17 protein-coding genes are annotated in these 22,197 nt (G+C 45.4%); 4 read left to right on the forward strand and 13 right to left on the reverse strand.

Annotation, left to right across the window (positions count from 1 at the left end):
* Window positions 1-55: 55 nt before the first annotated feature.
* The 5 genes from AC58VC_RS02110 to glgB all read right to left on the reverse strand — a co-directional run bounded on the left by AC58VC_RS02110 (window position 56) and on the right by glgB (window position 6,110).
* Window positions 56-250: a hypothetical protein gene (locus AC58VC_RS02110; protein WP_497367220.1), complete on the reverse strand. Its 195-nt coding sequence runs from the start codon at window positions 248-250 to the stop codon at window positions 56-58.
* A gap of 126 nt (window positions 251-376) precedes the next feature.
* Window positions 377-1,807 (reverse strand): glycogen synthase GlgA, encoded by a 1,431-nt coding sequence (glgA, locus tag AC58VC_RS02115; RefSeq protein WP_497367221.1) that lies wholly within the window; start codon window positions 1,805-1,807, stop codon window positions 377-379.
* 90 nt (window positions 1,808-1,897) lie between these two features.
* Entirely contained in the window at window positions 1,898-3,007 is a 1,110-nt protein-coding gene (glgD, locus tag AC58VC_RS02120) for a glucose-1-phosphate adenylyltransferase subunit GlgD (RefSeq protein ID WP_497367222.1), read from the reverse strand.
* A 6-nt stretch (window positions 3,008-3,013) separates the two neighbouring features.
* Window positions 3,014-4,162, reverse strand: a complete 1,149-nt coding sequence (locus AC58VC_RS02125; protein WP_497367223.1) for a glucose-1-phosphate adenylyltransferase — start codon at window positions 4,160-4,162, stop codon at window positions 3,014-3,016.
* Entirely contained in the window at window positions 4,152-6,110 is a 1,959-nt protein-coding gene (gene glgB, locus AC58VC_RS02130) for a 1,4-alpha-glucan branching protein GlgB (RefSeq protein ID WP_497367224.1), read from the reverse strand. The genes AC58VC_RS02125 and glgB overlap by 11 nt, the downstream gene beginning before the upstream one ends.
* A 180-nt stretch (window positions 6,111-6,290) precedes the next feature.
* On the opposite strand from glgB, the gene AC58VC_RS02135 reads away from it, so the two are divergent.
* Genes AC58VC_RS02135 through AC58VC_RS02145 form a run of 3 tightly spaced genes read left to right on the forward strand, consistent with a single transcriptional unit; the run spans window position 6,291 to window position 9,048 of the window.
* On the forward strand, window positions 6,291-7,412 hold the full coding sequence (locus AC58VC_RS02135; protein WP_497367225.1) for a peptidylprolyl isomerase: 1,122 nt from the start codon (window positions 6,291-6,293) through the stop codon (window positions 7,410-7,412).
* Window positions 7,413-7,466: 54 nt separating this feature from the next.
* Complete coding sequence (locus AC58VC_RS02140) at window positions 7,467-8,333, forward strand: class I SAM-dependent methyltransferase (RefSeq protein ID WP_497367226.1); 867 nt, start codon at window positions 7,467-7,469, stop codon at window positions 8,331-8,333.
* 1 nt (window position 8,334) lies between these two features.
* A complete protein-coding gene (locus tag AC58VC_RS02145; protein WP_497367227.1) occupies window positions 8,335-9,048 on the forward strand; it encodes an RluA family pseudouridine synthase in 714 nt (237 codons plus the stop codon).
* A gap of 27 nt (window positions 9,049-9,075) precedes the next feature.
* Here AC58VC_RS02145 and AC58VC_RS02150 read toward each other — a convergent pair whose 3' ends face one another.
* On the reverse strand, window positions 9,076-9,480 hold the full coding sequence (locus AC58VC_RS02150) for a MarR family winged helix-turn-helix transcriptional regulator (protein WP_145655982.1): 405 nt from the start codon (window positions 9,478-9,480) through the stop codon (window positions 9,076-9,078).
* A 255-nt stretch (window positions 9,481-9,735) separates the two neighbouring features.
* Between AC58VC_RS02150 and AC58VC_RS02155 the strand changes: the two genes are divergently transcribed.
* Entirely contained in the window at window positions 9,736-9,903 is a 168-nt protein-coding gene (locus AC58VC_RS02155; protein ID WP_186456217.1) for a hypothetical protein, read from the forward strand.
* Here AC58VC_RS02155 and gyrA read toward each other — a convergent pair.
* The 7 genes from gyrA to AC58VC_RS02190 all read right to left on the reverse strand — a co-directional run bounded on the left by gyrA (window position 9,894) and on the right by AC58VC_RS02190 (window position 22,129).
* Window positions 9,894-12,335, reverse strand: a complete 2,442-nt coding sequence (gyrA, locus tag AC58VC_RS02160) for a DNA gyrase subunit A (RefSeq protein WP_497367228.1) — start codon at window positions 12,333-12,335, stop codon at window positions 9,894-9,896. The two genes, AC58VC_RS02155 and gyrA, sit on opposite strands and share 10 nt — an antisense overlap.
* 24 nt (window positions 12,336-12,359) lie before the next feature.
* A complete protein-coding gene (parE, locus tag AC58VC_RS02165) occupies window positions 12,360-14,327 on the reverse strand; it encodes a DNA topoisomerase IV subunit B (RefSeq protein WP_497367229.1) in 1,968 nt (655 codons plus the stop codon).
* A gap of 64 nt (window positions 14,328-14,391) precedes the next feature.
* On the reverse strand, window positions 14,392-15,384 hold the full coding sequence (locus AC58VC_RS02170) for a DUF2705 family protein (protein ID WP_497367885.1): 993 nt from the start codon (window positions 15,382-15,384) through the stop codon (window positions 14,392-14,394).
* Between the two features lie 15 nt (window positions 15,385-15,399).
* Complete coding sequence (locus tag AC58VC_RS02175; protein ID WP_497367230.1) at window positions 15,400-16,365, reverse strand: ABC transporter ATP-binding protein; 966 nt, start codon at window positions 16,363-16,365, stop codon at window positions 15,400-15,402.
* A 13-nt stretch (window positions 16,366-16,378) separates the two neighbouring features.
* On the reverse strand, window positions 16,379-17,194 hold the full coding sequence (locus AC58VC_RS02180; protein WP_497367231.1) for a GDSL-type esterase/lipase family protein: 816 nt from the start codon (window positions 17,192-17,194) through the stop codon (window positions 16,379-16,381).
* Between the two features lie 1,255 nt (window positions 17,195-18,449).
* Window positions 18,450-20,297 (reverse strand): ABC transporter ATP-binding protein, encoded by a 1,848-nt coding sequence (locus AC58VC_RS02185; RefSeq protein WP_497367232.1) that lies wholly within the window; start codon window positions 20,295-20,297, stop codon window positions 18,450-18,452.
* A complete protein-coding gene (locus tag AC58VC_RS02190) occupies window positions 20,294-22,129 on the reverse strand; it encodes an ABC transporter ATP-binding protein (RefSeq protein ID WP_497367233.1) in 1,836 nt (611 codons plus the stop codon). The genes AC58VC_RS02185 and AC58VC_RS02190 overlap by 4 nt, the downstream gene beginning before the upstream one ends.
* Window positions 22,130-22,197 lie beyond the last annotated feature (68 nt).

The raw sequence follows: 22,197 nt of genomic DNA on the forward strand, positions 1-22,197 counted from the left end.
GGCAATTTCGAAAAAAACCTCGTATTCTAACTAAGAATACGAGGTTGCTCTTGCATTATGCTATTTTTTTAATTAGGCATAGCTTCCTTAGATAGTAAACGCCGCCTACTTTAATGACATCATCCGAATACGCTTCTATGAGTGTTCCTGAGTCTTCTAATTCATCGTCAAACCACACCTCAACAGGTGTTTGAAATAACATGCAAAGATACATATCTGCGTCTGTTAAACAATCTGTAGCCCGGCTCATTATTAACAACTGCCTCCCTCACCATTTTCACCTGACAACATACTTATCGTCATTTGTAAATGATAAATGAAGAGGAAATAGGTAAAAAAGACTGGAAGCTATGAGCCTCCAGTCCTGTTTTTTCATTTATTTGACCATTTCCTTATAAAGTCCGATGTACTGCTGCGCGGATTTCTTCCAGCTAAAGTCGCCTTTTTTCATGTTCTGCTGAATTTTCAGCCAAGCGTCTCGATCGTTTTTGTAGAAAAAGACCGCTCGGCGGATCGTATGCAGCATATCATGCGCATTGTAATCGCGGAAGGAGAAGCCCGTGCCTTCGCCTGTAAACTCATTATAGGGCAGAACAGTATCCTTCAGCCCGCCAGTTTCTCTAACGATCGGCACAGAGCGGTAGCGCAGTGCTATCAGCTGTCCAATACCGCAAGGCTCGAATTGAGAGGGCATTAAGAACAAGTCGGAAGATGCATAGATTTGATGCGCCAAAGCCTCGTCAAAGCAGATCTGAGCCGCTACTTTATCAGGATGCTTTTTAGCCGCTTGCTTGAACATCTCCTCATAGTCGTATTCGCCAGTCCCAAGCACGACAAGCTGGATGTCTAACGACAGAATTTCCGTGAGAACATGCTGAATGAGATCTAGCCCTTTTTGCTGCACCAAACGGGTTACCAAGGCAATCATCGGCACATCATCTCTCACTTCTAATCCTAAGCGCTCCTGGAGTGCTGTCTTGTTCAACTGCTTTTTGGGCAGCGAATCTCGGTACGTAGACACCAGATGAGGATCATTCATGGGATCAAATACGTCATAATCAATACCGTTCACGATGCCCGTCAGTTGATCCTTGCGGTGGCGCAGCAAGCTATCCAAATTTTCACCAAAATAGGGTGTTTGTATTTCTTCGGCATAAGTCTGGCTCACTGTTGTAATAGCGTCCGAGTATAGAAGCCCACCCTTGAGGAAGCTGGCCCCTCCATGCAGTTCAAGCGCTGTGCCCGTAAAGTGATCGTCAGATAGACCAAACAACTCTCTAAACAACGATTGACTAAACACACCTTGGTATTTTAAATTGTGAACGGTCGTTAACGTTTTGATCTCGCTATAGAATGGAAGATGTTGATAATGAGCCTTCAGCAGTACAGGAATCATACCCGTTTGCCAATCGTGGCAGTGGATGACATCCGGCTGGAAGTCGAGCAGCGGCAATGTTTCGATAACGCCTTTACAGAAGAAAGCAAACCGTTCTGCCTCATCGCCATACCCATAAATGCCAGGACGGTTGAAATAATATTCATTATCCACGAAATAAAAAGTGACACCATCCTGCTGCAGGACTTCAATTCCGATATATTGCTTTCTCCAACCGACATAGATATCATGCTTCACGGCCGCTGTCATCGCATTCCGGTACTTGGCTGGAATCCCGCCATATTTAGGCAAAATAACCCGCACATCCAGTCCTTGCTGGGTGAGCTCCTTAGGCAGTGAACCGATCACGTCAGCTAGACCTCCTGTTTTGATAAAAGGAACAGCCTCTGAAGCTGCAAAGAGTACTTTCATCTTTCCACTCCTCCTGATAGTCGAAAAGCCGCCTTTGGGGAGGCAGGCTTTTCGGATTATATCTAGTTATCTGCGCAAGAACGATACCGATTAGATCACTTTGGTTTTTGCCGCGATGAACGGTGCTTTGTTGTCTCCAGTAAGAACGCGACCGCGTGAGATGAAAACATCCTTATCGAGAATCGCATTCTCAATAATAACATTCTCCTCGATTTCGCAGTTTTGGAGGATAATACTGTTTTTCACGTAGGCACCCTTACGGATCTTCACCCCGCGGAACAAAATACTATTCTCTACCTTACCTTCAATCGTACAACCGTTCGCGATCAGCGCGTTTTTGGTTGCGGCAGACTCCAAATATTTCGCAGGCGGCTCATCTTTTACTTTCGTGAAAATCAGATTCTTCTGGAAGAACAATTCTCTCCAGATCACGGGATTCAACAGCTGCATGCTGTGCTTGTAATAGCCTTGAATCGAGTTCACGATGCCGACATGTCCTTCAAATTTATAGCCATACACGCTAAGCTTATCAATATTTTTCATGATGCCATCACGAACCAGGTGGTCATAACCTTGAGCCAAGCAAGATTCTACCATGTCGAGTAACAACGCTTTGCTCATAATATACATTTCCATGGAAATGTTATTTGTCCGCAGTCTTCCCGTGTGATCTTCCATAAGCGTCACTTGTCCGTTATCTTTGACGGCCAGGCGGCGGAACTTACCTTGAATATCCTCATCCGTTTGCTTATAGATGACAGTAATGTCTGCTTGCGTGTCCTCGTGATGACGGATAACGTCGCGCAGATCAAGGTTGCATACCATATGGCTGCGAGAAATAATAACCAGCTCTTCTTTACCGCGGTAGAAATAATCCCGATGGCTGTAGAATTGGTACAAATCTCCGCGAGAAATGCCCGTCGGCTCATCCATGACGGATGGAAGCACGAACAATCCTCCACGCTTTCTGTCCAAATCCCACTCTTTCCCGGATCCAAGGTGATCCATCAAGGAACGGTACTTGTGCTGTGTAAATACGGCTACATTATCAATCCCAGAATTCACCATGTTCGACAATGTAAAATCAATTAACCGATAGCGTCCGCCGAATGGTACTGAAGCAGGGCACCGGAAATAGGTCAGTTCTTCCAAATCGTCCGGTTCATTCACTAAATTAATTACACCCATTACATGTTTCATCTGAGATCATCCCTTCTGTTTGGCAGTAGCTAGTACTCGTTCATTGCCGCCTATGAGTGTAATTTCACCGTGACCATCTACAACAGCGCCATCTTCTACGACCGTGTTTTCACCAATAATCGCTTTGTTAATCGTTACATTGTTGCCGATTTTCGCATTCGGCATAATAACCGAGTCACGAATTTGACTGCCTTCCCCAACTTGGACACCGAAGAACAAGACAGAATGATCGACATCTCCAAAAATCGCGCAGCCCTCATTCACGAGTGAACGCTTGATATTCGCTGTAGGCGCCACATACTGAGCAGGCTGGTATGGATTCTGGGAGTACACACGCCAATCTTTATCATTAAGGTTCAGCTCGTTATTATCATCGAGCAGATCCATATTTGCTTCCCATAAGCTATCGATGGTACCGACATCTTTCCAATACCCCTCGAATGGATAGGCATACAATCTGGCTTCATTTTGCAGCATCATCGGAATAATATCTTTCCCGAAATCCTTACTGGAATCCGGATTCTCCTCGTCCGCAATCAAATACGATTTTAGAACACTCCAGTTAAAAATATAAATACCCATCGAAGCTAAGTTACTGTTCGCTTCTTTTGGTTTTTCGGCAAATTCAGTTATTTCCTGATTTTCGTTCACACTCATAATTCCGAAACGGCTGGTTTCTTCCCATTTCACTTCAATAACGGCAATACTTGCGTCAGCTTTCTTCTCTTTGTGGTAGGAAAGCATCTTATCATAATCCATTTTGTAAATGTGATCACCCGAGATGATCAGTACATACTCCGGATCATACTGCTCAATGAATCCAATGTTGCGGTAGATCGCATTCGCGGTTCCTTTATACCAATCTCCGCCTTTTTGCTCCATGAACGGAGGCAATACAGTGACACCGCCATATTTGCGGTCCAAATCCCACGAACTGCCGATTCCAATATACGTGTTGAGCACGAGAGGTTGATATTGCGTCAAGACACCAACGGTGTCGATACCTGAATTCGTGCAATTGCTAAGGGTGAAATCAATGATACGGTACTTCCCGCCAAAATGAACAGCTGGTTTGGCCAAATTATTCGTTAGCACGCCTAGTCTTCGTCCTTCTCCACCAGCGAGGAGCATGGCAACACATTCTTTACTGCGCATCTCTGATTTCCCCCTTCAACTTCGTTTTCTCTAGTTGGAATTCTTTCACACATTTTATATAAACAGCCGCAAGCGGCGGAATACACAGAGATAAGCTATAAGGCTGTTCGTGATATTTTCTTTTTTCACTTGTGATTGGCAGCTTATTTCCTTGGCCAGAACCGCCAAATTCAGGCGCATCGCTGTTAAAAACAACCTCGTACATCCCGTAGCGTGGAACACCGATTCGATAATCAGGGTGGACCTCTGGCGTGAAATTACAGATGAGAATCAGATCATCCTCAGCCATGTTTCCTTTACGCATGAAAGTAACAACACTTTGGCTCTCATCATGCGGATTAATCCATTTGAAACCGTCTGGACTATGATCCTTTTGCCATAAAGCCGGCTGGTCCAAATAAAATTGATTGAGCGCCTTCACATAAACATGCATCTGCTCATGCTTCTCATAACCGTCCAGCAGGAACCAATCCACTTCCTCCTGGTCTTTCCATTCGTCGAATTGACCGAATTCGCTGCCCATGAACAGCAGCTTTTTGCCTGGGTGACCTGACATATATCCGTATAAAACGCGCAGGTTGGCGAATTTCTGCCAATAATCGCCTGGCATCTTATGCAGGAGTGAACGTTTCCCATGGACAACCTCATCGTGAGAAAACGGTAAAACATAATTTTCGCTAAAGGCATACATAAAGGAGAAAGTAATCAGTTTATGGTGATATTTGCGATGAATGGGATCCAGCTTCATATAGCGCAGCATATCGTTCATCCAGCCCATGTTCCATTTATAGTTAAATCCAAGCCCACCATCATGCACAGGTGCTGTAACGAGTGGCCAATCTGTGGAATCCTCTGCCATCATTAGGGCATCTGGATAATAAGAGAAGACAACTTGATTCAGCTTTCTTAAGAAAGCGACGGCTTCGGGATTATCATCCCCGCCCCATTGGTTCTTAAGGGGCTTCTCATTCCATCTACCGAAATTCAAGTGCAGCATGGATGCTACAGCATCAACCCGGATACCATCGATATGGTACATGTCCATCCAAAATATGGCGTTTGAAATAAGAAAGCTTTGCACTTCCGGCCTGCCAAAATCAAATGTAAGTGTCCCCCATTCCAGTTTCTCGGCCTTGCGCGGGTCTTGATATTCATAAAGCGGCTTTCCGTCAAACTGCCTCAAGCCATGAGCATCCTTGCAGAAGTGACCGGGGACCCAGTCCATGATGACGCCAATCCCTTTTTGATGACAACGATCGACGAAATGCATGAATGCCTTTGGCGAACCGTGCCTGCTGGTTACAGAGAAATAACCTGTCGCTTGATAGCCCCATGAGCGGTCAAACGGATGCTCAGCTAGCGGCATAACCTCAATATGTGTATAACCCATCTCCACGGCATAATCGACTAACTCGTCCGCAAGCTGGTCATAGGTATATAATTCTTCGCTATGTCTATCTTTTTTGCGCCACGTACCTAGATGCACCTCATAAATCGACAAAGGCTTGTTATAAGCGGGAGCCGATTTCTTCTGCTCTTGCCAGGCCTCATCCTGCCATTCGTAGCCTTCCAGATCGACAATACGAGACGCTGTACCTGGGCGTACTTCCGAATAAAAGGCGTAAGGGTCAGCTTTCAACAAAATTTGACCTGTCTCGCTTTGAATTTCGTACTTATAATGATCACCTTCACTTGCCTCAGGAACAAAAAGCATCCAAACCCCGAGTGAGCTGAATTTCTCCATGCGGTGTTTACCGGACTGCCATTGGTTGAAATCCCCGAGCAAGCTGACCTGTTTGGCATTAGGCGCCCATACAGCGAAACGAACTCCCTCATAACCTTTTCTTTTGCTAACATGCGCCCCTAGAATGCGATAGCTGTGATACAGGGATCCTTCATGAAGTAGAAACAAATCTTCTGAGCTGGGTGTACCAACATTTGCCCCCATGTTATCCCTCCCATAATCGACCTTTTTCTTCAAAATATGGATGTAACAATTAATCACATACAGTACAAATACAACAAGCAGGTCGAGAAATCCTTCAATCCCTCATATTAAAAAAAGGAAAATCCTTTATCCTAGGTGAATTACTTAAGTGACAGTCAATTGAAAGGTGGAAACCAGATTATGAAAGACAAGGTGAAAGGACTAATCGTAGGTTTAACGATCGGTTCGTTAATTAGCGGTACAGCTGCTTTTGCGGCTAGCAGTCAAATTGAAGTGGCCTTCCGCAGCATCAAATATATGTTTGATGGTGTCGAAAAAGTGCCTACAGATGGAAAAGGTTTTGTTTATGAAGGTTCTACTTACGTCCCTCTTCGCTTCGTTAGCGAAGCGCTAGGAAAAAAAGTCGAATGGGATGAAGAAAATGAAACCATTTGGATCGGAACCAATCCGAAAAAAGTCGTTGCAACCTATAAAGGCGGTTCGGTAACAAAAGGTGAGTTTGATACTTTCTTTGCGATGCAGGCCATTTTCAATCCTAACCATACGGCTTCAAAGGATAACCCTGAGTATCAAAAAAGTGTTTTATCCCAATTAATTCAATATAGAATTCTGTACGGTAAATCTTCCGAAGCTGATCAGACAGCGGCTAAAGGTACAGCATCTGCTCAAATGGCGACTTGGAAAGCCCAAAATGGCGAAGCCAAGTTTCTAGAAGAATTGAAAAACTTCAAAGTCGCTGAAACTGAACTCCAATACTACCTCGTCGGCAGATTAACAGTAGAAAACTATATCAAGTCCAGCGTCACCGATGCACAAGTGAAAGCCAAATATGATGACAACCTCAAACAAGATAAAGATTTTTATACGATTGCTTCCGTCCGCCATATTTTGTTTGGTTTAACAAACGAGGACAAGACCGTGAACCGTACGAAAGAAGAAGCGCTTAAGCTTGCTAAGGATGCACAACAAAAACTTAAGAATGGCGAAGACTTCGCGAAGTTGGCTAAAGAACTAACAGACGATCCTGGTTCCAAAGAAACGGGCGGACTTTATGCAGATGCAGAAGTTGGCAATTGGGTGCCTGAATTCAAGAAAGCTGCGCTTGAGCAACCGATTGGAGTTGTAGGCGACCCTGTTGAGACAACATTTGGTTATCATGTAATCAAAGTCGAGTCCAGATCTGTGAAATCTTTCGATTCCGTCAAGGACTCGTTAAGAGGATCACTGGAACAAGCGCTGTACCAGCAATTTGTAGAAAAAGAATTACCCGGTTTGATTGAAAAGATCGATTTAAGTGAATAAATGGTGTACAATGGATGTTTGTTAAAGTATACAAGTTGAAGGATGGAATGCAACATGTTTTATGCAAAAGACTGGGTAGATTACGAACTTCTCGACACCGGCGGCGGCGAAAAGCTTGAACGCTGGGGCACGATCGTACTTAGAAGACCGGATCCGCAAATCATTTGGCCTTTGGAAAAAGAAACACCTGCATGGCGTCAAGCCGATGCTCATTATCACCGCAGCTCCAGCGGCGGCGGACAGTGGCAGCAGAATGCTGAACTGCCGGAACGCTGGACCATCACCTATGACCAGAAGCTGTCATTTTATATTAAACCAACTAGCTTCAAGCATACAGGCCTATTCCCTGAGCAAGCCGTCAACTGGAAATGGATGATGGATAAAATCCAAAACGCCGGAAGACCGATCAAGGTATTGAACTTGTTCGCTTATACAGGCGGAGCTTCCCTAGCCTGCGCTTATGCAGGAGCAGAGGTTTGCCACGTTGATGCCTCCAAAGGTGTTGTACAATGGGCGAAGGAGAATCTGCATCTCAGCAATATGGGCAGCCGCCCCGTACGTTTCATTACGGATGATGTGTTCAAATTCGTGCAAAGAGAACAGCGCCGCGGCAGCAAATATGATGCGATCATCATGGATCCTCCCTCATACGGGCGCGGACCTAATGGCGAGACTTGGAAACTTGAAGATGACCTCTTCCCTTTCATTCAAACCTGCCAGACCATTTTGACCGATAATCCTTTATTCCTGTTAATTAACTCTTATACAACAGGTATCTCGGCTACCGTACTCCAAAATATCTTAACGATGGCGATGAAAAGCAAACATGGCGGTACGATCTCAAGTGGCGAAATCGGCCTGCCGATCACTCACTCCGGTTTAATGCTCCCTTGCGGTATTCTGGGACGCTGGGAGTCGTAAGATGACTGGAGCGAAAGATGGTTCGGGAGCATCGCAAATTCCGATACTTTTCGAAGACAACCACATTCTCGTTGTAGAGAAGCCCGTGAACATGCCAACGCAAGAGGACGACTCGCGTGATCCTGATCTGCTGAACGTCCTGAAGGCAGATCTCAAGCACCGGCACAACAAGCCTGGCAATGTGTACCTCGGGCTTGTCCACCGGCTTGACCGTCCTGTAGGCGGCGTAATGGTCTTCGCCAAAACGTCAAAAGCCGCATCACGGCTGTCTGACGCGGTAAGAACTAGGCATCTCGACAAAACGTATGTCGCTATTGTGCATGGCAAACCGCCACAGCCGACCGCTACGCTGCGTCACTGGCTCTGGAAGGACACGCGGACGAATACCGTCAGCGTTGTCAAACCGGGCCAGCACGAAGCCAAGGAGGCTGTGCTGGATTATAAGCTGCTCGGCAGCCAAGACGGTCTCAGCTTGATCCAGATCAAGCTGCACACCGGGCGGCCGCATCAAATCCGCGTGCAGCTGGCTGCCATCGGCTGCACCTTGTACGGCGACCAGCGCTACGGTAGCGCGGTCAACAAGCCCGGCCAGCAGCTAGCGCTCTGGGCGACGGCTCTGTCCTTTGAGCATCCAACACTCAAAGAGACGATGCACTTTCGGTCGCTGCCACCTGTGCAGCGGCCATGGAGTGAATTTACAATCCCAGAATTGTAAATTCAACCCTGGGAGCCGCCTCTGCAATTAATTGGCGACCTTCCCCAACAAATAAATAAGCAGTTTCTGATTATGGGCGGAAACGCGGCTCAGGTAGGTGTCCAGCAGTTGTTCTCGGACTAACGTACCTCGCTCGCATTCCGTCTTTCCTTTGTCTGTTACGTGGACCCAAACGATACGGCGGTCTTTCTCATCCCGCACCCGCACGATTAATTCACTTTTCTCCATACGATCTAATAGCGTTGTAACCGCTGCAGGTGTTGTAGATACATATTCGATTAGATCTGAAGGCTTCATTCGCTCGTTCGTCATAAGTAATTCTAATACGTTAAGTTGCCCTTCTGTAATCGTAGGTGCTAATCCTACTTCCATCTGGCTCTTCAATTCCTTAGACAATTTCAGCCACAGCTTTCCAAACTCATCGGAATACAACCTCACATCATCTCGCTTCCAACATCTACTATAACGCAAGTATAGCACGCATTTTCAATGGTTAAAAGGTTAATGCCGTTAATACTTTCCTACAAAAGCTGCACATTTCAGGGACACGCTGTGGCATGTTGTCGAGTCGTCCACAACTTTGTCCGAACTTGAAGAATGACTTCATTACTTTTTAACATTCCGCCCACATCTGACATATACTGTGAAGCAGTTAGTTTTGCAGATCAGGTTAAGGAGTGGTTCAAAGTGGATGATTGGAAAATGGAGCTTGGCAAAAAGGCACTCGAGGCCGGCATGCTAAAAGACCCACAGTGGCTGGATCGATTAGACGAACCGATGCCCCTGTGGGTCTTATTAGAGTTAGCTTTTAATCTGATGGAGAAGCTGGATCCACCTTCAATCAGTTATGACTGAGGGAACCGCAATATATCTATAATGGATTCTGTTTTGGTAACAGGTATAAGCTGCTTGCCTTGCGCTTTACGATCTTCCAGAGGCGCTGTCTCCGTTGAGAAGCGAAGCTTCTCTCCATTACTCATCACAGCTGTAATCTGATAATCCATTTTCACAATGAATGTTCGGATTAAACCTGTTCCATTCGGTCTCACACGCTTGCCTTCCTTAAACTCAAAGGTTAAAATACCTTTTCCTCCACGCCCTTGAATCGGATAATCGACCACAAGGGATCGCTTCGCATACCCGAGGTCCGAAATGACGAGTACTTCCCCTTCATCCCCGTAAATCCACTCAGCCGAGACGACATCATCGTCTTCTTTGAGCTGGATGCCGCGCACACCGGCGGCCGCACGGCCCATCGGGTTTACTTCTTCCTCACGGAAGCGAATACTCATGCCGAGTTTCGTTACAAGCAAGATTTCCTTCGTATTGTCGCTGAGATGCACATGAAGCACTTCATCTTGCTCAGCAATCTTACAGGCGACAAGTCCATTGGAACGATTCGTCATGTACTCTTTGAGCTCCGTACGCTTCACTTGGCCTTTGCGGGTGACGAACACAAGTGATTTCGTTGGATCATCAAACCCTTTGATCGGAATCACATTGACGATGCGATCTTCCTTGGCGATTGGGATGACATTGACGATCGCGGTACCATTTTCTTTCCACTTGTACTCTGGCACTTGATGGACAGGCAGTAAGTAATACTGGCCTTTCTTCGTGAAGATCAACAAGCTCTCAATCGTATTTACGTCGAGCAAGAAGCGCAAGTAGTCGCCTTCTTTGAGACCTGTATTTTCCAGTTCTCCGCCTGATCGCGTAAACGAAAGCTTGCTAGTACGTTTCAAGTAACCTTCGTTAGAAAGCGTTACGAAGACATCTTCCGGATTGACGAGCACTTCGAGATTAACTTTCAGCTCCTCAACCTCGCCCTGAATGGCCGAGCGGCGCTCGATCCCGTACTTCTTCCGGATTTCGCCCATTTCATCTTTAATGACACCTAACAGCTTTTTTAAGCTGCCCAAAATGCCGCGCAAATAAGCAATTGTTTTTTCAACATCTTTCAACTCTTTATCAAGGGTTGTGATTTCTAAGTTCGTTAACCGGTATAATTGCAAGACTAGAATGGCGTCCGCTTGACGCTCAGAAAAGCCAAATTTCTCGACCAGGTTGTTTTGAGCATCCTGGCGATTTTTGGACGCTTTGATCGTTGCGATCACTTCGTCCAAAATGTTAAGCGCCTTGACAAGCCCCTCCAGCACATGAGCGCGGTCTTCCGCTTTCTCAAGCTCATATTGGGAACGGAAAGTGACAACTTCCTTTTGATGCCCAATGTAAGCTTCCAGAATTTCACGAATACCCAATTGGCGCGGCGCTTTGTTAACAATAGCAACCATATTGAAATTGTAGGTTACTTGCAAATCCGTCTTCTTCAGCAAGTAAGCCAAAATCCCTTGCGCATCCGCTTCCTTCTTCAGCTCAATGACGATCCGTAAACCATTACGTCCACTTTCGTCTCGAACTTCCGCGATGCCTTCAACTTTCTTCTCAAGGCGGATGTTCTCCATGGCAGTAACGAGGCGAGATTTCACGACCTGATACGGAATTTCAGTGATCACAATTTGCTGTCTTCCACCGCGCATGTCTTCGATCGCTGTTTTGGACCGTATGTAGATACGACCTTTGCCAGTGCGATAAGCTTCACGAATACCGTCTTCCCCCATAATGATACCAGAGGTAGGGAAGTCCGGACCTTTGACGATCATCATTAGCTCGTCAACTGTAATCTCAGGCTTGTCGATCATCGCTGTGCAAGCATCAATAATTTCACGCAAGTTGTGCGGCGGAATTTCAGTCGCAAAACCTGCCGAGATGCCGCTTACACCGTTTACAAGCAGATTCGGATAACGCGCCGGGAGCACAACAGGCTCCTTCGTTGAGTTATCGAAATTATCTTTGAACATAACTGTACGTTTCTCAATGTCACGAAGCAGCTCCATCGCAATTTCAGAGAGCCTAGCTTCGGTATACCGCATTGCTGCCGGCGGATCATCATCAAGAGATCCCCAGTTGCCATGGCCATCCACAAGTGTATGACCCATTTTCCATGGCTGTGCCATACGAACCATGCCATCATAAATAGAGGCATCTCCATGTGGATGATAGTTCCCCATCACATCACCGACGGTTTTTGCGGACTTGCGGTAAGGTTTATCAGGGGTGTTCCCTGAATCGTACATCGCGTACAGAACACGTCGTTGTACAGGCTTCAAGCCGTCTCTAACATCCGGGATCGCACGATCCTGGATAATGTATTTGGAATAACGCCCGAATCGATCGCCAACGATCTCCTCTAGATAGGCTGGTAAAAATTCTTCTAAAATACCCAACTTTCAGTCACCACTCTTTTTGGTCTACTCTACATATTCGGTAAAATCGACGTTCTCGATAATCCAACGTTTACGCGGATCAACTTTATCACCCATTAAGGTTGTTACTCGGCGTTCCGCCTTCGCTGCGTCTTCAATTTGAACCTGCAGCAGCTGCCGGCTCTCGGGGTTCATGGTTGTTTCCCATAACTGCTCCGGATTCATCTCACCTAGTCCTTTGTACCGCTGTAATTCGGTATTCTTGCCAAGCTCTTTCACAACTTGTTGCAGTTGTTCGTCGGTCCATGCATATTTATATCCGCCATTTTTGCCTTTTCTAGTCACTTTATAAAGCGGCGGCTGTGCAATGTACACCTTACCTGCATCAATCATAGGCTTCATGTAGCGGTAGAAGAACGTCAGGAGCAGCACTTGGATATGCGCACCGTCCGTATCAGCATCCGTCATAATGATAATTTTACCATAGTTCATTTCTTCAACTTCGAACTCAGAGCCGACTCCTGCTCCGATCGCTGCGATGATCGCTTTATACTCGTCGTTTTTCATAATGTCGAGAAGTTTTGCCTTTTCGGGATTCATTGGCTTCCCTTTCAGCGGCAAAATAGCTTGATGCTTGGAGTCACGGCCTTGCTTCGCAGAACCTCCGGCAGAATCTCCCTCAACGACGAACAATTCGTTACGCTGCAAATCCTTGGATTGCGCAGGGGTTAGCTTACCGCCTAGATTCGAGCTCTCGCTCTTCCCTTTTTTCCCGCTGCGAATTTCTTCCCTAGCTTTGCGAGCAGCTTCACGTGCTTTGGAGGCTTGAACTGCCTTCTTCAGCATCATCTGCGCGATTTGCGGATTTTCTTCCAGAAACACCGTCATTTTGTCGGAAACAACCGCATCAACCGCACTTCTTGCAATAGCGCTTCCAAGCTGATCCTTCGTTTGACCGACGAATTCGACATCGCCCATCTTAATATTGATCACGACCATCATACCTTCTCTTAGGTCGGTACCGTCAAGATTTTTATCCTTCTCTTTGAGAATGCCCGCTTTACGTGCATATTCATTCATGACCCTCGTATATGCCGTCTTGAAACCCGTTTCGTGCGTACCTCCGCCGCGGGTTGGGATCGCGTTCACGAATGAAGCAATCGTTTCTGTGTAGCCATCATTGTACTGAAGAGCCACTTCCACTTCAATTTCGTCCTTCTCAGAAGCAAAATGAATCACGGGATGAAGCACCGTCTTCTCTTCATTCAGGAATTCAACGAATTGGCTTGCGCCGCCTTCATACTGGAACGAATCTTGTTTGTCCGTGCGATCATCTTTCAAATTAACGAGTAAACCTGAATTCAGGAAGGCAATCTCCTGCAATCGCTCAGATAAAGTATCGTACGAAATGGTAGTCCCGCCTTGGAATACGCGTTTGTCCGGCTTGAACGTAACTTTGGTCCCTGTGCGGTTCGTATTGCCTATGACTTCAAGCTTGGTAACAGGTTCACCAACATGCTCGATACCTGCATCATCAACCCGGTATTCAAAGCGCATTTTGTGAATCTTGCTGTCACGGTAAATCTCAACTTCCAGCCACTCAGAGAGAGCATTCGTAACCGAAGCACCAACGCCGTGCAATCCTCCGGATTTCTTGTACCCAGAACCTCCGAACTTGCCTCCGGCATGAAGAATCGTAAAAACAACTTGCGGTGTAGGAACTCCTGTTTTATGCGTACCTGTCGGAATACCTCGACCGTTATCTTGCACTGTGATGGACTGATCTTTATGTATGGTCACACTGATTTTGGAGCAGTGTTTGGCAAGATGCTCATCTACCGCATTATCGACAATTTCCCAAATCAAATGGTGCAAACCAGAAGAACTCGTGCTGCCGATATACATCCCTGGTCTTTTACGAACAGCGACAAGCCCTTCCAGTACTTGAATATCATCGACATCATAATCCGATGTTGGGGCTTTTCCATTAGCAAATTCTAGTTGCTCAGTCATTGAAGCCCTCCTTTTTCTAATATAGGGTTCTTTGATAGGAGTTCCGCGACTCCTTTGTATCTTGTTAATTCAATATATCCTTGCGAGAGAAAACAGTAAAGGAAACAATCAGCGAAATTGCGGCCCAGACGCTTAGAACACTTAGCGAGAAGGCTAAATCCATACCTTTTATCGGTGGCAAACCTCCCGTAAGATACTTGGTTAAGTCCAAGTTGACCATAAACAAATATTTCGCTGTTTCCCAAGATGACACCATGTTCGAAAGAATCGTCCCCGAAATTAAGACTGCAAGCATGACCCCCATACCAGCAGCTGTTGATCGAATGAGAACTGAGATCATTAGCGACATGAGTGCGACGACAATTGCCGCAAACCATACTAATCCAAACTCCATCAAGAGGAAGAACCACTGATCAACTGCTCTTACCAGACTGAAATCGACATCTGTGCCATTGATCTGAATGCCAGTAAAAATTGGCATTGTCCATCCGTTATAGCCGAAAACAAGGCCAGAAATCAAGTAACACAGCGCGCCAGTCGACAGAACCGTAAGCGAAGTAAAGAAAATAACAGTTATTAATTTACTCAATAGGATTTTCCATCGCCGGACCGGTCTTGTCAACAATAATTTAATAGTCCCCGTAGAATGCTCGGATGATACGATATCTGCCGAAATGACCATGATGATCAGCGGAATGAATAAAGAGACGGCATTTTTGACAAACTCGCGCGTGAAAGTAACGGCATTCGGTGAGCTTGGATCAACATCCTTCTCCAGATAATAATTAGCAATCTGTATCTGCACTTTAAGCTGCTGTTTCCATTCATCCGGTGTACGAGCAGAGCTTAAACGCTTCTCCCAATCAATAATTTTCTGTCGCTGATCCGCCTTCCAGTCTGTCGTTCCAAATTGCTTTTGTGTATTTTGAGCCACACGCATTTGTGCATAAGTAAACATAGGAATAAGGGCAAGCAGAATCAGGATAATCACATAAAATCGTTTTTTCTTGATCATTTTGATGCATTCATTTTTGACGAGTTCATACAGAATACGCATTTCTTTCACCGTCCCCTATTGTATGGTTTCACCCTCGGTTAGGCTCAAGAACAAATCTTCCAGCGTTGGGTTCTTGATTTCTACAGCGTAGAGGCTAATTCCTGCTTCCATCAATTGCCTACTTATTTGCGGGACATGCTCTTTATCCATTTGGGTAACAATTTGTCTCACCGAAGAATGGGTATGTATAGCATCTACGGGTCCAACTTCCTCAATCGCATTCACAAGTGGCGACGCATCGAGAAGCCCCTCAGCCTTATCGGCCGGAGACACGGACCAAACCACTTTACCGCCTTGCGCAATCAACTCATCTACCGCTCCTACTTGAATGACTTGTCCATGGCTAATAATCGCTACACGGTCACACATTTGCTGAATCTCGCTCAGAAGGTGACTTGATACAAACAAGCTCAATCCATCAGCCGCCAAACGCTGAATAAATTCCCTCATTTCCTTGATACCTTGCGGATCAAGTCCATTGGTGGGCTCGTCCAATATTAATAAACTAGGTCGACCAAGAAGCGCTTGCGCAATACCAAGCCGTTGCCTCATTCCAAGGGAGTATGTGCGTACTTTATCATGAATTCGCCCATCCATGGAAACAATTTCAACGACCTCTTGAATTCTCTGTTCGTCAACATCTGGCAGCATTCTTGCAAAGTGCTCGAGATTTTCCCATCCTGTCAAGTACGAATACAGCTCAGGGTTCTCAACAATACAGCCAACGTGACGCATGGCTTGATTATGCTCTTTGCGGACGTCGAATCCACAAATGTGAATGGTCCCTTCCGTCGGTCGAATTAAATCAACGAGCATCCGAATTGTTGTTGTTTTCCCTGATCCATTGGGACCTAGGAAACCGAAGATTTCTCCGGCATAAACATCGAAGGAAATTCCTTTGATAATCTCTTTATTTTTAATTTTCTTTTTCAAATTTTTCACGGACAATACGGTCTCAGGAACGATTACTGCTTCTGTCACTTTGCTGCCCCCATTACTTCAGAATTTGTAAAATTCGATCTGCAATCCGCTCATAACCATCCCCGTTAGGATGAAAATGATCAGCCGAAGACAAATATTTAATCAAATTTTGTTCAAACAAATCATAAGTCGGGACAATGACCATTTGCGGATAACGATTGATCATCTCGAAAACACCATTATTCCAGCGCTGTACAATGAGCGATCCTTCTTGTTTGGGATCCAAATCTAGGAATGGATGATACAAGCCTACGTACATCACGGTAGCCTTAGGGTTGGCCTTATTAATAGTTTCGAGAATTTTCTGCATTTTATCAAGCGCCGGAGCCACACGGCTTACCGCTGCTTCAGGGTTAAACTCGGTCTGGTTATCGCCTGTAAAAAGTCCATCTCCACCTGCAAAAATATCATTGCCGCCGATGGTGAGCAACACAATATCTGCCTGCGCAAGCGCATCCTGTGTCTTCTTTAGCGCCAGATCAGCTAAAAGCTGGTCGCTCTTGTAGCCTGGAATAGCTAAATTATTAAGCACAAATACTGGTTTGCCTGTCTCTTTTTCCAGCTTTTCACGGACGCGGCCCACATAACCTTTGCCTGTATTATCGCCCGTTCCTGCCGTTAATGAATCGCCGAGCGCAACAATTTGCAGCTTGGCTTTGCTTTCAATCATCGATTCCTTCTTCGGAGCCTCTGTCGCCAATTGAAGCGTTCCAGAAGCTTTCGGAAACCATATCTGATTCGCCGCGTATGCAAATCCTACAGCGAAAACAATCGTCGTAATCGATGCGGTTAAGCCAATTGTCCCCCATATGAAGCGAGATGATCTCAAGAATGTCCCCTCCTGCGAATAAATGGCATAATTCATACTAAGAGTATAGCTTCTAGAATAAATTTGCAAACGTTGCAAATTTGCGCTTCGTAAAAATCGATCATATGTTCGTTTTTTTAGTATAACATACTTGGCCATCATTCAAACAGCCTCAATTATGTTTGTCTGGTGTGGGGGTGGTCGCCCTTTTGTGACTGTTGTTGGTGTTGCGAGGTTACTGTTGTGCGTTGCGGTACTACTGTTGGTGGGGTTCGTGCTTTCAACTTAAGAGTAGCGCCAGTCCATGTCGTTGCGGATACAATGCTCTAACCGGACTGAGGTGCCGCTTTTGGTTACTTTTAGGGCTAATTTGGAATTTAACGGACACAGGGGACCTTAATCGTCATGAAACTAGTTAAAACCTCTGTTAATCCCTTAAATAACAGCTCCTCGGTCCGTTAGATTCTCAAAATGAGCTAGTTTTGACGAATAACGGCTCGTGAGTCCTTTAGCAGAAGATGTAGAGTGCGGGACGGGTTCAGTTCGTGGAGTGTGGCCTGCTGCAGGTTAATTTTGATAGTGTGTTTCTTATCGCGGGGGTTCTGTTGGTGGCTTGTGTCTTGATGTCGCATTGTTACTTTTGGTTGCATCGCGGGGTTACTGTTAGTGGTGTTGCGGTATTACTGTTGGTTGGGTCGCGGGGTTACTGTTGGTGGAGTTCGTGGTTTTCAACTTACGAATGGCGCCAGTCCATGTTGTTGTGGATACAATGCTCTAACGGACTGAGGTGCCGCTATTGGTTACTTTTAGAGTTAATTTGAGCTCTAACGGACACAGGGAACCCTAATCGTCATGAAACTAGTTAAAACCGCTGTAAATTCCAGAAATAACAGCTCCTAGGTCCGTTAGATTCTCAAAATGGGCTAATTTGGACGAATAGCGGCTTGTGAGTCCGTTAGCAGATGATGTAGAGTACCAGAAGGAGCTCAGTTTGTGGAATGTAACGTATCACGGGGCTCAGTTTGTGGAATGTAACGTATCACGGGGCTCAGTTTGTCGAATGTGACGTATCACGGGGTTCAGTTGTTGAGGTGCAGTCGTGCCGAAAGCTTACGTTGTCATGGCGGTGTAGTGGTTACTGCTGAAAACTTTCACCCACCATGCTGATCCTAATCGTAGTACGAAGGTTTGGGCATGCACCTCCCCGCTTTTAACCTAATAAAATAAACCTAGCGGTATGAACATCACCGCCAGGTTATCGTTGTTAGAACAAAAACTAAACAGCATCCTGCAAAAACTTATACTGCGCTTGAATCAAGCCGTAATAAATTTTTTGCTCCTTCATCAATTCATCATGATTGCCGATTTCCATCATGCGGCCATGATCCAGGACAACGATTTTGTCCGCTTTCCGAATCGTCGACAGCCTGTGTGCCACAATGAAGGACGTCCTGCCTGCAAGGAGCGTTTTGAGAGCTTCTTGAATTTTCAGCTCCGTATCCGTATCAATACTAGCTGTCGCTTCATCCAGGATGAGCACTCGCGGATTCGCTAGCAGTGCCCTCGCAAAGGAAATCAGCTGACGTTGCCCCATTGATAACACATTACCGCGTTCCTGTACTTCTGTGTCATAACCATTGGGTAAGCTGACGATAAAATCATGAGCATGAACGGCTTTAGCAACCTCTTCAACCTCTTCATTTGTTGCATCTAACCGACCGAAACGGATATTATCTCGAATCGTCCCCGAGAATATAAACGTATCCTGTAGTACGACGCCTATTTGCGAACGCAAGCTTTGAATCGTAACATCCCGAATGTTTACGCCATCAATCATAATACGACCTTCTGTGGGATCATAGAATCGGCAAAGCAAATTCATAATCGTACTTTTACCAGATCCCGTATGCCCTACTAAGGCAATAGATTGTCCTGCATGCACATCCAGATTAAAACCTTTAAGAGCCGGACGACCAGCCTCGTACTCGAATACGAGATTTTCAAACTTCACATTTCCTTGGATGTTAGCCAGGTCTTTCGCACCTTCAAGTTCAGCGACAGATGGCTTCTCATCGATAAACTCAAAGATCCGCTCAGCAGAAGCCATCGCAATGAGCAATTGGGAATACATTTGACCTAGGCGCGTAATTGGCTCCCAGAAATAGCCTATGTAAGTAGCGAAGGCAACTAGCAACCCGACTGAAATTTCCTCCGTTTGGATTAAATAAGCACCCAGCCAGAATAGAATGCAGTAACCGATAGCTCCAGTTATCTCGATGAGGGGACCGAACGACTGATTGAGCATGGAAGCGCGATTCCATGACATACGGTTGATCATATTCATTTTGGTGAAAAACTGAATATTTTCTTTTTCCTGCGAATAAGCTTGGGTGACCTTAATCCCTTGAATACACTCATTCAAATGGGCATTAAGCCGCGATTGCTTCATTGTTACATCCTGCCAAGCATGGCGAATTTTTTTGCGCAGCTTGGTAGAGATCATGAACATGATAGGAACCGTCACAATAATGGCTGCACCTAATTTAAAATTAAAGGTCAGCAAAATAATAATAATCCCAACCAGCTGCACGACATCAATCAACAGGTTGACGACCCCGTTCGTAAACAAATCTTGCAGTGAGTTCACATAGTTCGTTACACGAACAAGAACAGATCCTGCTGGACGCGTATCGAAGAATCGGAATGATAGCTTTTGAATGTGGCTGAACAAATCGTGCCGTAAATCATAGATAACACGTTGTCCAATCATATTCGTATACTTAATTCGGAACGTATTTGCCAGCCATTGAATGATATATACACCTAGCATGATACCAACAATGATTAACAGTAAGTTTGTACTTTTAGGTATAATAGCTTTATCAATCGCTTCTCTGATCAGTAACGGTACCGTCAGCTTGGTAATGGCTCCAACTAACATCATAATGATGATAATCGGGAGCATTTGTTTCTTATACGGCTTCATATAACTAAATAAACGTTTCAATTGCCCCCAGTCGAAGGGCTTATCGATCAACTCATCGTCTTGGTAGACAAATCGCTGTCCGACTTGAGAATCTTCGATCTTGGCTGACGCCTCGGCTTGATTCGATTTCGTACTCAATGTGCTAACCTTCTTTCTTGCAAAGAGGAATGGTTTCGCGTTTTCGCATCTAATTCTGTATCTTTGGCTGCAGCTACTTGATCATCTTGAACCGCTTTCTTAGGCTGATCAGCATATTGAATATCGTAAGTTTGACGGTAAAGGCCGCCCTGCTGCAGAAGCTCATGATGTTTGCCTCTTTGAACGATTCTTCCTTTATCGAGTACGATAATTTCATCAGCATGCTTCAAGGATGAAATCCGATGGGCTATAATGAATGTCGTTCTTCCCTGCATGACCTCACTAAAACCTGCTTGAATCTCGTGTTCTGTTTCCATATCAACAGCGCTAGTTGCATCATCAAGCACCAGAATTTTGGGATCTTTGATCAGTGCTCTAGCAATGGCAATACGCTGCTTCTGACCACCTGATAAACCTAATCCTCGCTCACCGACAACCGTGTCATAGCCCTCTGGCAGCTCAGAAATGAAATCATGCGCTTTAGCCAGTTTCGCTGCCCGAATAATTTCATCCATCGTGACATCTTTGCGTCCATATGCGATATTGTTAAGAATAGTGGAGGAGAATAAGAACGTTTCTTGGAAAACAGTCGCAATCTGATTACGGTAGCTTTCAAGCTCTAAGGAGCGAATATCTTTGCCATCAAGCATCACTCGGCCGTCTTTCACGTTATACGCTCTCATCAGCAGTGAAATCACTGTTGTTTTACCTGAACCCGTGCTGCCGAGCAGTCCGATTACGGAGCCTGGCTTAGCATCCAAGCTGAAGTCATATAAAGCTGGCTGCTTTTCTGGATAAGCAAACGTAACATTGTCGAAACGTACATTTCCTTGCACTTCACTGCTTTTTAAGATGGTTGCATCAGCTTGATCTTTCACATGTAAATATTGATGCAAAATATCAAGAATTTTCTCACCAGAAGCTTTCGTATTCGTAAAGTTGTTGATATGGAAGCCAAGTCCCCACATCGGGCCGATGATGTACCAGATTAAGCTGAAGCAAGCCACTAGCTCACCAAGAGAAATCGTATTCTGGATAACCATGTAACCCCCGACACCAAGCAGCATAACGACGCTCAGATTCGCCAGAATTTCCATGATTGGGAAATACTTCGCCCAGATCCCGGAACTTTCAATGTTCATCGCCTTATAGTCCTCATTACGAGCTGAAAACTTATCCACCTCATGAGCCTCACGCGCGAACGATTTGACTGTCCGAACCCCTGTAATGTTTTCTTGTACCGCGGTTGTCATCGAGCTAAGCGATTGGCGCACCATCCGGAAAGCAGGATGAATCTTACCTTCAAAACGAATTGCCGTAAACGCCAGAAATGGCATCGAAATCATCGTTAATAAGGCTAACTTCCAATTGATCGAGAACATCATGCTCATGCCGAAAATCAGCATAAGTAGCACGTTTAGCAGTTGAGCGAAACCAAAGCCGATAAATTGCCTGATTGCTTCCAAATCAGCTGTCAATCTGGACATCAAGTCCCCTGTTCTTGCTTGATCGTAGTACTGAAAGGACAAATACTGCAGCTTGTTGTAGAGCGCATTCCGCAAATGATACGCAACTCGGTTGCCCAATCGGCCCCCGCACAAGCCATGCAGGAATTGAAGCATCCCCTTAATCGATACGACAATCACAACAACAATCGCTAATTTCGGAACGAGTTCAAATTGCTTTTTTGCGATCACGTCATCGATCAGATACCGGAGTAAATTCGGATAAACGAGACCTAATGCAGTTGCTGAAGCTAAACATAGAATTGCTAAAAAAAACAGTTTTTTCTCTGGCCAAAAATAGGGCTTCAGTTGCCTGAATACATCCACTTTGGTGACCCCTCCTCAAGAAGGTGAATTTGGAAAAGCTAGGTAAGCGTTTTAATACTTAATGAATC

Source organism: Paenibacillus sp. J22R67, assembly GCF_059692175.1.